This is a genomic window from Bradyrhizobium jicamae (genome assembly GCF_018130215.1).
Classification (GTDB): domain Bacteria; phylum Pseudomonadota; class Alphaproteobacteria; order Rhizobiales; family Xanthobacteraceae; genus Bradyrhizobium; species Bradyrhizobium jicamae_A.
In genome coordinates, this window is sequence record NZ_JAFCKQ010000005.1 from 135,405 (window position 1) to 149,939 (window position 14,535).

Consider the following 14,535-nt stretch of genomic DNA (forward strand, 5'->3'; position numbering starts at 1 on the left):
ACTGAAGCGCGAGGTCAGCAAAACGTGATTCGAATGGCCGGCAGAATCCCACAAAGGCGGCCGGGCGACCATCGATACAACGCAGTGTCACGGCGATGCTGAGCATGATCCGGCAAACCGGGCACATTGCCGCTGCTGTCAGAAATGGGTTGGCGTCCAAGTGTGGCGACGATAAGGATGCAATTGCAAGTATTTGAGACCCTCTGACAGGCGCATGGCATCCCTCGACTCGGTCAGCATAGCGATCCTGCTCGGCGCGGTTCTGGTGATGGCCGGAATCCTGTCGAGCCTGCTCGCATTGCGGTTCGGTGCCCCGCTGCTGCTGGTGTTCTTGCTGATCGGCATGCTGGCCGGCGATTCCGGGCCTGGCCGGCTGCAATTCGACGATGTCCGTACCACTTACCTGGTCGGCTCGGTGGCGCTGGCGCTGATCCTGTTCGACGGCGGATTGAAGACGCGATTCCCCAGCATCCGCACCGTGCTGGCGCCCTCGATGATGCTGGCGACCATCGGCGTACTGCTGACCGCACTGATCACGGCGCCGGTCGCCAGATACGTTCTCGATCTCAACTGGACCGAGTCGCTCCTGGTCGGTGCCGTCGTCGCCTCGACCGACGCGGCGGCGGTGTTCCTGCTGGTGCACACCCAGGGCCTGCGGCTACGCCCGCGCGTCGGCGCGACGCTGGAGGCGGAGTCCGGCACCAACGATCCGTTCGCGATCTTCCTCACCCTGATGCTTGTCGAATTCATCTCGGTCGGCCAGAGCTCGGCGTCCCATATCGCGATGGAGTTCCTCCAGGAGGCCCTGCTCGGCGCGATCATCGGGGTGATCGGCGGCCGGCTGGTGGTGCTGGCGCTGAACCATGTGGCGCTGCCGCAGGGCCTGCATGCGCCGTTCGTCACCACGGCGGCACTGGTGATTTTCGGCGGCTCGCAGATCGTTCATGCCTCGGGATTCCTCGCCGTCTACCTCGCCGGTATCATCATCGGCAACCGGCCGACCCGCGCGCATAATTCGGTGGTGACATTCCTCGACGCCGCGACCTGGCTGGCGCAGATCGTGATGTTCGTGCTGCTCGGCCTGCTTGTGTCGCCGCATCGCCTGCTCTCGAGCGTCGGCGGCGCGGTGCTGGTGGCATTCGCGCTGATGCTGGTGGCGCGGCCGCTGGCGGTGATGATTTGCCTCGCGCCGTTCAAGTTCAACTGGCGGGAGAAGGTGTTCATCGCCTGGACCGGCTTGCGCGGCGCGGTCGCAATCTTCCTGGCCTCGATCCCGATGCTGGTTGGCCTGTCGAAGGCCTATCTTTACTTCGACGTCGCCTTTGTCGTCGTCATCATCTCGCTCCTGCTGCAGGGCTGGACCCTGGCGCCGGCGGCGCGGCGGCTGCATGTCGCGCTGCCGCGCGCCGAGCGCGGGCCGCGCCGCGTCGAGCTCGACCTGCCCGGCCAGCTCGAGCAGCAACTGGTCGGCTATCCGGTGCGGCCGAAGAGCCTGTACTTTCGCCGCGGACTGATCCCGTCCTGGTCAAAGCCGACGCTGGTGATCCGCGATGAGCGGATCCTGACGCCTGTCGAGGCCGATCCGATCGCGCCCGGCGACTACCTCTATCTGCTTGCGCCGCCGGAGCGCGCCGAGGCGCTCGACCGCTTCTTCGTCGACATGGCGCCGTCGACCGCGCCCGATCCGCATCTGCTCGGCGACTTCATGGTGTCGGGCGAGCACACGCTCGGCGAACTCGCCGAGATCTACGCCGTCAAGGTCGACGAACAGCAGGCCAAGCTGACGCTGTCGGATTATTTCGACGTCTATCTCGATCATGCCCCAAAGGAGGGCGCCGAGCTCACGCTCGACTCGATCGTGCTGGTGGCGCGCAATATCGGCGGCGGCCGCGTCAACGTGGTCGGCCTCCGCCTGCCGGAGGACGAGGAGGTGGTCGTGCCTCGAACCCGCATGCAAACGATCCGGCGCAAGCTCGCGGACATCTGGGCGTCGGTGGCGGGTGTCTGAGACCGCGCCTCACTGCTTGCGCAGGAAGCTCGAATCCGGCGCAAACTTCCTGATCATCTCGCCGAGTTCGTCATCGTCAGGCGCGCTCAGGGGCTCGTTGGAGGCATCCTTGGCTGTGTCCTTGGCGGTGTCGTTGGCTGCGTCCTTGGCCGCTTCCGGCTTGGCGGGACCGGCGGGACCAGGAAGGTTCGCGCCGGAGATTTCCGCGAGCGCCGCAAGCAGCGAATCGTCGGGATGACCGGCCGGCGAGGCCGGCCGTGGAGCGGGCTTCGGGTTCTGCGACGTGCTGCTTGCGTCGGGCTCCGGCGTCACCTCCGTCGGGGAAACCGGCTTTGGCGGATCGGCGCGCCTGGCCGAGGCTTCCGTGATCGCGGCAAGGAGCGAGGCCTCGAGGGCGGCGGACGCGCTTGCGGGCGCGGGCAGCGGGGCCGGCGGGGGGTTGACCTCCCCGGGCGCAGTGCGGCTCTCCGGGTCTTGCTTCGCCACGAGGGCGGGCGCAGCGGGCTTTGGCGGATTGGCGCGGCTGACGGACGCCTCGGCGATGGCCGCGAGCAACGACAATTCGAAAGCGTGCCGCTCGTCTTCCGGTAACGGCGGCGGAGACCGTTCGGCCTTGGGATCCGCCCTGGGACCCGGCTCGGGGTCCGGTTTGAGGGCTGGCTTGAGGTCCGCCTTGGGATCCTTCGGCACGCTGCTGAAGGCCGGCTCCCGCCGGGTCGGCTGAGATGGCCGGTTCTCCCGGGCGGGTCGCGGCGGCTCGACGGGGGCGGCGGTGGCCTTGATGGAGGAGCCTTCGATGGCCGCGATGAGGGAGGCCTCGAGCTCATCGGCCGTGCTGGCCGGAGCGGACGGGCGTGATGCGCCGAGACGGATGCCCTCGGCGGCGATCGCGATTTGCGGCTCCGGCCGGGGCAGCGGCGGCGGTCGCGATCCGCTGGCGGGAGCGGGCGGCGCGACGCCCTGACCGTCGCGGGCGCGCGCGATGATCCCGTCGACGATCGCGCCCAAGCGGGTCTTGTCGGGCACCGCGAGATAGCTGATCGCCAGCTCATCGACATATTGCGGCCCATAATCGGCCAGCACTTGAGTGAGCTTTGCGAGGTCGGGATCGCGCTCGATCAGCACGCGCCACGCCTCCTTGTCGTATGGCTCGCCGCGGCTCTTGGCGAGCCTTGCGACGCGGCTGGCTTGGCGCGGCGGCGCGGATTCGGGTACAGGCTCGAATTTTGGCGGCTGCAGCCCGGGGCTCTTGAGGGCGCGGTCGATGCCCGGCGGGGTCACCACCGAGAAATCCGGCCGGCGCCGGCTCCGCTCGGCGACCTGCAGCGAGATCAGGCCGATCCCCATCAGCAGGAAGCCGAGCGCCGCCCATGCGATGGTCGCGCACAGCAAGGCACCGATCAGCAGCAATATCCAGCCTATGAATCGCACCAGCGGGCCCTTCTCGATGCGTCCGACCCGACGCTCGGCTGAGCGCCTAGCGGACAAGCTTGGCTATCTTATGCCGGGATTGGGGGAAACGGCCAGCTAGGGGGAGGCCGTCAGCACCTTGACGCCCCCGAAGGCGGTCACCTGGCCGTGGCGCAACATGACGATCCGGGTGGCGAGCTGGCGCAGTTCGGCCGCATCATGGCTGACATAGACCATGGGGACGCCGGCCTCGTCGCGGAGCCGCACCAGATAGGGGAGGATCTCCAGCTTGCGGCCCTCGTCGAGCGCGCCAAGCGGCTCGTCCAGCAGCAACAGCCGGGGCCTCGACAACAGCGCCCGGCCGAGCGCGACCCGTTGGCGCTCGCCGCCGGAGAGCTTTCCGGGGCGCCGGTCGAGCAAGGCGGCGATGTCGAGCAGGTCGACGACGCGCTTGCGTTGCGCGGGGTCGTCGGCATGGCCGTTCATTCTGCGGCCGTAGTCGAGGTTTTGCCTGATATCGAGATGCGGAAACAGCCGCGCGTCCTGGAACACATAGCCGATGCGACGGCGCCAGGTCGGGACGTGGATGCCGGCTGTGCTATCGTCGACGGTCTCGCCGTCGATCACGATGGTGCCGCGGTCGGGACGCAGCAGCCCCGCAATGATGTTGATGAGCGAGGTCTTGCCGGAGCCGGACGCGCCGAACAGGCCGGTGACGCGGCCTTCGCTGGTGAAGGAGGCGGACAGCGTGAACTCGCCGAGCCGCTTGGTGATGTCGACGCGCAGCATGGCTATTGTCCGTGCAGGCGGGCGGTCGCGCGGCGCGCGAACCATTCCGCCGCGACCAGGGCGCCGAGCGCGAGCACGATCGAGATGACGACGAGACGCGCCGCGGCGCTGTCGCCGTCCGGCGTCTGGATCAGCGAATAGATCGCCGACGAAATGGTCTGGGTCTCGCCGGGAATGTTGGAGACGAAAGTGATGGTCGCGCCGAACTCGCCGATCGCCTTGGCGAAGCCGAGCACCATACCGGCGAGCACCCCGGGCAGCGCGAGCGGCAAGGTCACGGTCGCGAACACCCGCCAGGGCGCGGCGCCGAGCGTTTCGGCGGCCTGCTCGAGCCGCTGGTCGATGGCCTCGATCGAGAGCCGGATCGGCCGCACCAGCAGCGGAAACGACATCACGCCGCAGGCCAGCGCGGCGCCGGTCCAGCGGAAAGCGAACACGATGCCGAGATGGTCGGCGAGCCAGCCGCCGACCAGGCCGCGCCTGCCGAAGGTCAGCAGCAGCAGATAGCCCGTGACGACCGGCGGCAGCACCAGCGGCAGGTGCACGGCGGCATCAAGCAGCGACTTGCCCCAGAAATCGCGGCGCGCCAGCAGCCATGCCAGTGCGATCCCGAACGGGGTCGCCACCAGCGTCGCGATCACCGCGACCCTGAGCGAGAGCAGGATCGCCGTCCATTCGGTGGGCGATATCTCGATCACGCGATTTATGTCGTCGGGCTGACCAGGAACTTGAAGCCATACTTCTCGAGGATCGCCTTCGCCGCCGAGGTGCGCAGGAAGGCGAGATAATCGGATGTCTCCGGCTTCGCGGTCGTGGTCGCGGCGACCGGATAGATGATGGCGGGATGGGTGTCGGCCGGGAAGGTGCCGACGACCTTGACATCAGGCTCGACCTTGGCGTCGGTGGAGTAGACGATGCCGAGCACGGCCTCGCCGCGCGCCACCAGAGTCAAGGCTGCGCGCACGCTCTCGGCCATCGCGAATTTCGGCTCTGCCGCCTGCCAAGCGCCGAGTTTCTCCAGCGCGGCCTTGGCGTATTTGCCGACCGGCACCGCCTTGACGTCGCCGGTCGCGATCTTGCCGTCGCCGGCGAGCCTGGCGAGGTCGAAGCCGGGGCCGATACTGACGTTGTCGATCTTGGAGTCCTTCGGCGCGATCAGCACGATCGAGTTGCCGAGCAGGTTGACCCGGGTCGGCTCGTTGATGGTCTTCTGCTTGATCGCATAGTCCATCCAGTCGGTGTCGGCGGAGACGAACACGTCGGCCGGCGCACCCTGCTCGATCTGCTTGGCGAGTGCCGAGCTTGCGGCATAGCTGGCGTTGATCTTGATCCCGGTCTTGGCGGTATAGGCCGCGTCGATATCATCGAGCGCATTCTTCATCGAGGCCGCGGCAAAGACGGTGAGCGTCTTGTCCTCAGCTCTGGCGGGCGCATGCATCGCGCCGAGCAGGATGACGAAGGCGGTGAAGAGTCCGGCAATACGTGACATGGGGAGCGCTCCGTGCGAACTCGCACGCGAACGGGCACGCGCAAGTCGGGCGTTGGTGGGTTTCTGAGCTGCGAAGGCCGAAGCGCTGTTCTGCCGGTTTCCCGGCGGCTTACGGCCACCGGAATATCGCGATAGCCCAACAATATCAGGCTGGTGAATGGGGTAAAGGCGGCCCTTTGTCCAACGGATCGAGCTATTCCGAAGGCAGGATCGCGATCGAAATCGAATTATCCTTTGCACCGCTGACCTGCAGCAGGAAGGGGCTCGCCGCGAGCTCGTACTTCATGGTCTTGCGGATACCGTCGCAATCGGTTGCACCGCTGAATGCCTTCGGCTTCAGGAAGTGCCCGTCCTGCACCACGTCGACCCAGGCGCCGGCCGACAGGCTGATGGTGTAGAGCCCGGCCTTCGCGGCCTTGATGCTGGTGAAGCCGGCGAAGGTGCCATCCTTCGGCCCTCGTTCGGGCGGCGAGGGAAGCTTGGCATCGGCCGGAGCAACCAGTGCCAGCGTGATGCCCGTCGACGGCAGCGACGCCTGTTCGCTTCCCGATGCAAGCTTGGTGCGATCGGGCGCGGTGAGCGCGGCGCGCTCGTGGTCGATCGACCATTTGAACTTGTCGCAGCCGCTCGGCTCCTCCGCTGCATAAGCGGGCACGGAGACGATCAACAGCAATGCGGTGAGGAGTGATTTGCGCATGTCGGGTCCACTTGCAATCATGACAGACGAAACAGATCAGCGGCCCCGATCCATTGCTCGAACGCGCTTACGGCGCGACGACGTCAAAGCCTAGCGCATCTCGACGGAGAATGAAAACCTGGTTCACTCCGTTGCCTCTCCATGCAGTTCGGCCCTGGCGCCGTCGGTGTTCTCGAACGCGACCGTCACCTTGTTGCCGTCGAATGTCAGGGACCAGGTCTGGACTTCACCATGCCCCAGAATCCGGCGCTCGATCGCGAAGGTATGTTCGTTGAGCCAGCGGCCCCTGGCGGCATTGATGCCGTAGTTCGCCGGCGGGCTCTTCCGGAAGGTGCCGTCGAGCCCCATCAGTCCCGCGAAGCGCTCCTCGGGACGATCCGCCCTGCTGCTGTCGGTCGTGATGACCCAGGAGGAGTCAGAGTCCAGAAAGTTAAGGGTGAAGGTCTTGACGTGCAGCTCGTTCACGTCGAGCCGATAGGTCCGTCCCGAGACGAGCTTTGCGAGTTCAGGCGTCCCGCCGAGCGCCGACGGCCGTTCCGTCGCAGCCTGCCGGATCGATGCGGCCAGCAGGGATTGCGCGATCGGGTCGGCGGGCAGCGCGGTATCGGATTTCACCGCGCGCGAGATATCGTCGATCAGGCGCGGAACCGAATAGTATTCATCGTCCCGCAATGTGCCGGTCGTCACCGCAACGATGTCGAGCTTCGGAAGCAACAGGATCAGTTGCGAATGGCGGCCACGCGCCATGTAGGCGCCTTTCTCGGGTAGCGACCACCACAGGTTTCCATAATGGAATCCGTAGCTCGCCTGAACCGGGCCGGCCTTCGCGCGCTCGACCCATGACGGCGGGATCAATTGCTTGCCATCCCACATTCCGTCGTGGAGATAGAGATAGCCGATCCGCGCCATGTCGTGCGGTGAAAGATAGAGGCCGGCTTCGCCGTCGCTGACGCCCTGGGCGTCGACGCGGCCCCACGCTTCGCTGGTGATGCCGAGCGGCGCGAACAGTTCCTTCCTCGCGAAGTCGAGCGCGCTCTGCCCGGTCTTCCGGGTGATCAAGGCGGAGAGCAAATAGGGATTGCCGCCGTTGTAGTAGAACTGGCTTCCCGGCGCATTCGACATCGGCTGATCGAGCACGAACGCGGTCCGGTCCGGGCTTCGATACATCTGCATGATCGTTTCGTCCGGCGTATAGGCCTTCTCCAGCCATTTGATGCCCGACGTCATGTCCAGCAGGTGCTGGACCGTCATCGCCCGCTTGTTGTCATCGTCGTTGGCGTGCGGCTTGTCGGAGAACAGGTCGAGAATCCCGTGATTGGCGTTGTCCAGTTCACCGCGCTGGACTTCGATCCCGACCAGCGTCGAGACGACGCTCTTGGTAACCGATCTCAGGTCATGACGGATGCCGGCGAAATAGGGGGCATAATAGGCTTCGGTGACGATATGCCCGTGCCGGATGATCATCAGGCTGTCATGCCTGTAGCTGCCGACGCTTTCGACGAGCCGGGCGAGGCTTGCCGAATCCATGCCTTGCTCCTCGGGCGTCGAAATCGGCCACGCTTTGGTCGGCCAAGGGATGTCTGAAGAGCGGATATCCGATGCGTGGATTTCCGAAGAGGGGACGTTTGGCGACCCCTGGTCGTCGGCGGCGTACGCTTGTGTGGCCAACCCTGCGAGGAATTGCAGTGTTGCGATCAGTGCTGCCGTCATCGCAATTCTGGGAAGCATGTCGGCTCTCCGGTCGATGGTCGTCACCGCTGCGTTCGAAAGGTAAGACTAACTGAGGTTGCAGCGACAGTGAATGCCATTGGCGAAATCCGCCTCTGCACCGCTATTGCTTCGCGTCGGGCGCCCTCAGCACGGCTTTGCAGGCCGCCGGCAGTTGCGCCAGGGTCATCGGCGGGCGCGGCTTCGGCGGTTTCGGCGGGGGTTTTGGATGCAGCACCGAATCCTTGAACCAGTAGGCGAGGTCGGACGGTTTGCAGCCCTCGTCGGCGGACTGCGGCTTCTGTCCCTCGCAGGCGGGGCTGCCGGGCGGGCACTTGAGGCGGATGTGGAAGTGGTAGTCGTGCCCCCACCACGGCCTGATCTTGGACAACCAGCTGCGGTCGCCCCTGGCCTCGCGGCACAGCGCCTTCTTGATCGCCGGGTTGACGAAGATGCGCTGCACGGCCGGCTCCTGCGCCGCGTCGCGGAGCAAAAGCACATGACCCGGGGTGAAGACGCGCGGATCGACGTCGAGCCGGTCGTCGCGCACCATCATCACCGCCGACATTTCCTCGCGCTCCTCGCGCGACAATTTGTGATCGGGCATCGGCGTCAGCCAGATGTCGGCATCGAGCCCGATCTGGTGGCTGGCATGGCCGCTCAGCGCGGGCCCGCCGCGCGGCTGGCCAATGTCGCCGACCAGGATTCCCGGCCAGCCGGCATCCTTGTGAACCTTGGCGGCAAGCCGCTTCAGCAGCGCGATGATGTCGGGGTGACCCCAATAGCGGTTGCGGGACAGCCGCATCACCTGCCACGTGTCGCCGTTGAGCGGCATCTGCACGGCACCGGCAAGGCAGCCCTTCGCGTAACCGCCGATCGACTGCGTCGGCATCGCCGCCGGCAGCAGCTTGCGCGCGAACAGCTCCTTGGCCCCGATCTTCGGGTCGTTCGGGTTGGCGAGCGGCGGCAGCGGTTTCGGGTTGAGCGAGCCCTTGTCCTGCGCCCACGCGGTTGTGGTGCAGGCCGCAAGGATGGATAGCAGGAGCGGGATCAGAAGCAGGCGGGGCGTCATCGGATCACTCTGTCTGCGCAAGGCTAACACGGATTCGACATTCGCGAACCGGGCCCTGATCGCAATCGCTTGATCACCCGCGAACGGCATTTGCGGTCCGCAGATGATGGCGCACCACTGGTATTTGCGGAAGTTTGCAGCCGCGGGAGAGGTGAACTGCGTCGCCCTTAACCCCGCGATAACCGTGTCGCTCGTTGACACATATTGATGCGCTGATCGAGAATCCCGCGCGTTCATTGTGCAACCGCACATCCGTGTATGCATTTCTCACCACGGCACGGTGCATCGGCTTGCGAATTGGCTGTCGATCGCGCTTGCAGGGCAAAGGCCGTTCGCGGCCTGCGCGAATTCGCCTTCAAAGCAGGCAGGCCGCGAATCCTCGTTCAACGTGGTCGCCTGCCAATAGACACCAATTTTTCAGACACTTATCGCAGAAAGCCTGGCGAGTTGTGACGCGCGTGAGGCGTGCGATACCGATGATGCGGCCAAAGAGAACCAGGAAACCGAAGCAGGCCAAGCTGACCCGTCGTCGCGATCTTGCAGCGAAATCGCCGGGCCGTTGGCGTCGCGCCTCGGCAGACTTCGATGAGGTGGCGCGTCAGCGCGCGCAGGCTGAGGCAGCGATTGCGGAGGCGAGCAAGTCGAACGAACGGCTGCGCGAGGCGATCGATATCCTGCCGCAAGGCATCGTGTTCCTCGACGCCGAGGGACGCTACATCCTCTGGAATAAGAAATACGCAGAAATCTACAAGCGCAGTTCTGACCTGTTCGAGCACGGCGCGCGTCTGGAAGACACCATCCGCATCGGCGTCGAGCGCGGCGACTATCCCGAAGCCGAAGGCCGCGAGGAGGAGTGGGTCGCGGAGCGGCTGCAGAAGATGTACCAGCCGGGCGAGCGGCATGAGCAGACGCTGGCCGATGGCCGCGTCGTCCTGATCGAGGAGCGGCTCACCTCGGATGGCGGCATCGTCGGCCTGCGCGTCGACATCACCGAGCTGAAGCAGCGCGAGGCCTCGTTCCGCCTGCTGTTCGACGGCAACCCGGTGCCGATGATCGTGTGCGCGCTCGATGGCGAACGGATCCTCGGCGTCAACGACGCGGCGATTGCCCATTACGGCTATGCCCGTGCCGAGTTCGAGAAGCTGACGATCCGAAGTCTGCAGGCGTTCGATGCCGAATTGCCCTGGGCCTTGGGGCGCAGCAGCGACGAACAGGCGGCGCGGACCTGGAAGCACGTGCGCGCCGACGGCACGCTGATCGATCTTGCGATCTATTGGCGCCAGCTGATGCATGGCGACCAGCCGGCGATGCTGCTCGCGCTGATGGACATCACCGAGCGCAAGCGCGCCGAGGCGCGGCTCGCCTTCATGGCCCAGCATGACGGCCTGACCGGGCTGCCGAACCGCAACCTGCTGCGCCAGAAGATGGACGAGCTGCTGCTGCACACCCGCCGCAGCTCCGACAAGGTCGCGGTGCTGATGCTCGGGCTCGACAATTTCAAGGCGGTCAACGACACGCTCGGCCACGGCATCGGCGACAGGCTGCTGCGGGGTGTGGCGAAGCGGCTGCGTTCCACGTTGCGTGACGAGGACGCGCTGGCCCGCCTCAATTCCGATGAATTCACCATCGTACAAAGCGACGTGGTGCGGCCCGAGGATGCGGTGCTGCTGGCAAGGCGCATCCTGGAAGCGATCGGCGAGCCCTACTTGCTGGAGGGGCATTCGGTGGTGATCGGCGCCAGCATCGGCATCGCGATGTCGCCCGGCGATGGCGAGGATTCCGAAAAGCTGCTGAAGAGCGCCGACATGGCGCTATCGCGTGCCAAGAGCGACTTCCGCGGCACCTTCTCCTTCTTCGAGGCGGAGATGGACGCGCGGGCCCAGAGCCGCCGCAAGATCGAGCTCGATCTGCGCGACGCGATCCAGAGCGAGGGGCTGCGGCCGTATTACCAGCCGCTGGTCGATCTCGGCAGCGGCCGCATCACCGGCTTCGAGGCCCTGGTGCGCTGGCCGCATCCGGAGCGCGGCATGATCTCGCCCGGGGAGTTCATCCCGGTCGCCGAGGAGACCGGCCTGATCAACGCGCTGAGCGGGCTGATGCTGTATCGCGCCTGCAAGGATGCGGCGCAGTGGCCGGACGACGTCCGTGTTGCGGTCAACCTGTCGCCGCTGCAATTCCGCACCGGCAACCTGCTGCCGCTGGTCACCGATGCCCTGAAGCAGTCGGGCTTGCCGGCGCGGCGGCTCGAACTCGAAATCACCGAGACGCTGCTGCTCGAGAAGAGCAGCCAGGTGCTTGCGACGCTGCACGCACTGCGTGCGCTCGGGGTCCGCATCTCGATGGATGATTTCGGCACTGGCTATTCCAGCCTGAGCTATCTGCGCAGCTTCCCGTTCGACAAGATCAAGATCGACCAGTCCTTCGTGCGCGATCTCGGCTCCAACCGCGACGCGCAGGCGATCGTGCGCTCCATCATCAGCCTCGGCATGGGGCTCGGCGTCACCATCACCGCCGAGGGCGTCGAGACCGAGTCCGAGCTGAGCTGCCTGCGCGCCGAAGGCTGCCACGAAGGCCAGGGCTTCCTGTTCAGCCGCGCCCGGCCCAATGCCGAGGTCGTCAGCCTGCTGGGCGCCCAGCGGGGGGTGGAGGAGACGTCGGCACTGGTGGCGTAGCGCGAGTTGCCTCCACGCCGTCATTGCCTGCGAAGCGAAGCAATCCATTGCTCCGCGGATGCGGCACGATGATTGCTTCGTCGCTCCTCGCATTGAGGGGGTTATGTTCCGCCCGCCTTCCGCTTGTGATACGTCAGCGCCAGCGCCACGCAGTGGCGCAGCTCGGCTTCCGGCAGCTTATCCGCGACATCGAGAACTATGGCACGATTGCCGCTGTATTTGAGCTCGGGATAGAGTTCGCGAAACGTCTCGACCAGATTGGTCTGGCAGTGAAAGTAGACCGCGTATTGGCCGGCCGCCGGCTTCACCTGATCGATCCGGATCGTGCTGCCGCTGCCGGTCTCTGTTGTGAGGTAGCTCGGCTGCCCCCATTTCAGCGTCTCTTCCAGCGCGCCGACGCCCCCGGTCGCCTTCGCGGTCTCGAAGATCAGCCGGCGCAGCGCCAACAATCTTGCTTTGACCGGCGCGGGATAGCCTTCGAACAGCGCTTTCGCGGAGGCCGTGGGTGCGGTTGGCCTGTTGGTTGATCGTTTCGTCGACTTGGGCATGACAGGCTCCGCGCATGAACCCCGTCTTCTAGCACAGGAAGTTGAGCGTCACATGCACCGCGCTAGGCTGCGTTGCGCAGCCGGGAGAGGAAGGTGTCGACGCTGTGCGACAGCGCGGAGGCCTGATCGCCGAGCTGGCTCGCGGCGTCCAGCAAGTTGCCGGTAAGGGCGCGGGACTGACCGGCGGCCTTGCTGGCGCCCGCGACGTTGGTGGAGACGTCGCGGGTGCCGGCGGACGCCTGCTGCACGCTGCGGGCGATTTCCCGCGTCGCCGAGTCCTGCTCCTCGACGGCGGCCGCGATTGCGGTGGCGACGCCGGAGATCTCGCGGATGGTGCCGCCGATGTCGCTGATCGCGCCGACGCAGTCGCCGGTGGCCGACTGGATCGCGCTGACCTGGCCGGCGATCTCCTCGGTGGCCTTCGCGGTCTGGCTCGCCAGTGCCTTCACTTCGGCGGCGACCACGGCAAAGCCGCGGCCGGCCTCGCCCGCGCGCGCCGCCTCGATGGTGGCGTTGAGCGCCAGAAGGTTGGTCTGGTCGGCAATCGCGCTGATCAGGCGCAGCACGTCGCCGATCTTCTCGGCGGATGCGGCAAGGCTCGTCACCATGTCGGTGGTCTCCTGCGCCTTGGCCACGGCGCTCTCGGCGACGCGGCTGGAGTGGGTGACCTGACGGCCGATCTCGGTGATCGAGGACGCCAGCTCCTCCGTCGCCGCCGCGACTGTGTTGACACTGGCCGAAGCTTCCTCGGAGGCCGTGGCCGCGGCCGAGGTCCGCTCGGAGGTGCCGTTGACGCTCGTCGCGATCTCGCGGGCGACGCCCTGCATGTCATCGGTTGCGCGCGCAACCGCGGCGACCACGCCCCTGACGTCGGCTTCGAAGCGGTCGGCCATCTGCTGCTGCAGCGCCCGCTTCTCGGCCTCGCCCTTCGCCTTGTCGGCCTCCTGCGCCTCGCGCAGTGACGAGGTTTCGATCATGCTGCGGCGGAACACGTCGACCGCCTTGGCCATGGTGCCGAGCTCGTCATGACGCTCGCTGCCGGGAATCGTGACGCTGGTGTCGCCGCTGGACAGCCGGTTCATCACCGCCGTGATCGCGGTCAGCGGCCGTGACAGCCCGCGGCCGAGCAGGGAGGCGAGCAGCACGGCTGCGGCCAGGATCGCGACCGTGCCGAGGATCAGATTGCGCTGCGCGCTCGCCGCCGCCGCCTCGTAGTCGGTGGTGTCCTTGACGATCTCGAGCACGGCAACCGGCTGGCCGACGTAATTCCTGATCTGTCCGAGATAGAGCTCGACGGGATGGCCGTCGACAACAGCGTCGCGCAGCAGCGCCGCGCCGTTCATCACGCTTTTCAGCTCGTCCTGGGTCGCCACCGCCGTGTTGCCGAAGGTCGAGGATAGTCGCCGAAAACTCTGGCCGTCGAAGGAATGCACGGCGAGGTCGATGCCGAAGCGCTGCTTGGCGCGGTCGACGAACTCCTTGCCGAAGGCGACGCCGATGTCGACATTGGCGATGGTCTTGCCGTCGCGCATGATCGGGGTCATGCCGAAGATCGATAGCGCCTCGCGGCCGGGCTCGACACCGACGATCGGCTTACCGGCCTTAATCGATTCCACCACGGTCGTACGACGCGCCGAGGCGTCGTCGCCGAACACCTTCGGCGCATGGACCCTATAGAAGCTCGTCGCCGGGGCCTGCCAGAACGTGATCAGCGGAATGCCTTGCGCCTTCATCGACGCCCAGGGATCACCGAGCAGCTTGCCGAGGCCGTCGCGGTCACCCTTGACGATGGCATCTCCGACAGGCGGCAACCCGGCGATCACCGCCGAAACGGCAAGGGCGGCGCGCCCCTCATAGTCAACGGCTGCAATCACACTGTCATATTGCAGCTTGAGCTGCTGATCGAGCGCGAGCCGGGTCAGCGCGCGCTGCTGGCTGATGGAGAAGCCGCCGAGGATGGCGCAGGCGACCGCAACGGTCAGTGAAATCGCAAGGATCAGTCGGGCGGCAATTGATCGAAGCTTGAACATGGGACCATCGGAACTCCAGGCATTAGCGCCGTCCGCAAGGTCCCAGAAAATGCTTAACAACCGGATGTTGCTACCGCGATATTGGTGCCGCGACCATCGCCGCCGGCGCTATT

The 14,535-nt window shown here is 66.0% G+C and carries 11 protein-coding genes; 2 read left to right on the forward strand and 9 right to left on the reverse strand.

Annotated features, from left to right (window positions below):
- Nucleotides 1-214: 214 nt before the first annotated feature.
- On the forward strand, nt 215-2,008 hold the full coding sequence (locus tag JQ586_RS09410; protein ID WP_212394247.1) for a potassium/proton antiporter: 1,794 nt from the start codon (nt 215-217) through the stop codon (nt 2,006-2,008).
- 9 nt (nt 2,009-2,017) lie between these two features.
- Here the strand turns inward: JQ586_RS09410 and JQ586_RS09415 are convergent, their stop codons facing one another.
- From JQ586_RS09415 to mepA, 7 genes are all read right to left on the reverse strand, one after another.
- A complete protein-coding gene (locus JQ586_RS09415) occupies nt 2,018-3,496 on the reverse strand; it encodes a hypothetical protein (protein ID WP_212394248.1) in 1,479 nt (492 codons plus the stop codon).
- A 39-nt stretch (nt 3,497-3,535) separates the two neighbouring features.
- On the reverse strand, nt 3,536-4,207 hold the full coding sequence (gene modC, locus JQ586_RS09420) for a molybdenum ABC transporter ATP-binding protein (RefSeq protein WP_212394249.1): 672 nt from the start codon (nt 4,205-4,207) through the stop codon (nt 3,536-3,538).
- 2 nt (nt 4,208-4,209) lie between these two features.
- The gene (gene modB / locus JQ586_RS09425; protein WP_212394250.1) at nt 4,210-4,905 is read right to left on the reverse strand and encodes a molybdate ABC transporter permease subunit; all 696 of its coding nucleotides are present in this window, start codon (nt 4,903-4,905) and stop codon (nt 4,210-4,212) included.
- Between the two features lie 5 nt (nt 4,906-4,910).
- The gene (gene modA, locus JQ586_RS09430) at nt 4,911-5,696 is read right to left on the reverse strand and encodes a molybdate ABC transporter substrate-binding protein (RefSeq protein WP_212394251.1); all 786 of its coding nucleotides are present in this window, start codon (nt 5,694-5,696) and stop codon (nt 4,911-4,913) included.
- A 193-nt stretch (nt 5,697-5,889) separates the two neighbouring features.
- The gene (locus JQ586_RS09435; protein WP_212394252.1) at nt 5,890-6,393 is read right to left on the reverse strand and encodes a hypothetical protein; all 504 of its coding nucleotides are present in this window, start codon (nt 6,391-6,393) and stop codon (nt 5,890-5,892) included.
- A 123-nt stretch (nt 6,394-6,516) separates the two neighbouring features.
- Nucleotides 6,517-7,920: a serine hydrolase gene (locus tag JQ586_RS09440; RefSeq protein ID WP_212394253.1), complete on the reverse strand. Its 1,404-nt coding sequence runs from the start codon at nt 7,918-7,920 to the stop codon at nt 6,517-6,519.
- A gap of 304 nt (nt 7,921-8,224) precedes the next feature.
- Nucleotides 8,225-9,172, reverse strand: a complete 948-nt coding sequence (mepA, locus tag JQ586_RS09445; protein WP_212394254.1) for a penicillin-insensitive murein endopeptidase — start codon at nt 9,170-9,172, stop codon at nt 8,225-8,227.
- Nucleotides 9,173-9,651: 479 nt separating this feature from the next.
- On the opposite strand from mepA, the gene JQ586_RS09450 reads away from it, so the two are divergent.
- Complete coding sequence (locus JQ586_RS09450; protein WP_212394255.1) at nt 9,652-11,844, forward strand: bifunctional diguanylate cyclase/phosphodiesterase; 2,193 nt, start codon at nt 9,652-9,654, stop codon at nt 11,842-11,844.
- Between the two features lie 101 nt (nt 11,845-11,945).
- Here the strand turns inward: JQ586_RS09450 and JQ586_RS09455 are convergent, their stop codons facing one another.
- On the reverse strand, nt 11,946-12,392 hold the full coding sequence (locus JQ586_RS09455; protein ID WP_212394256.1) for a DUF1801 domain-containing protein: 447 nt from the start codon (nt 12,390-12,392) through the stop codon (nt 11,946-11,948).
- Between the two features lie 62 nt (nt 12,393-12,454).
- On the reverse strand, nt 12,455-14,422 hold the full coding sequence (locus JQ586_RS09460; protein WP_212394257.1) for a methyl-accepting chemotaxis protein: 1,968 nt from the start codon (nt 14,420-14,422) through the stop codon (nt 12,455-12,457).
- Nucleotides 14,423-14,535 lie beyond the last annotated feature (113 nt).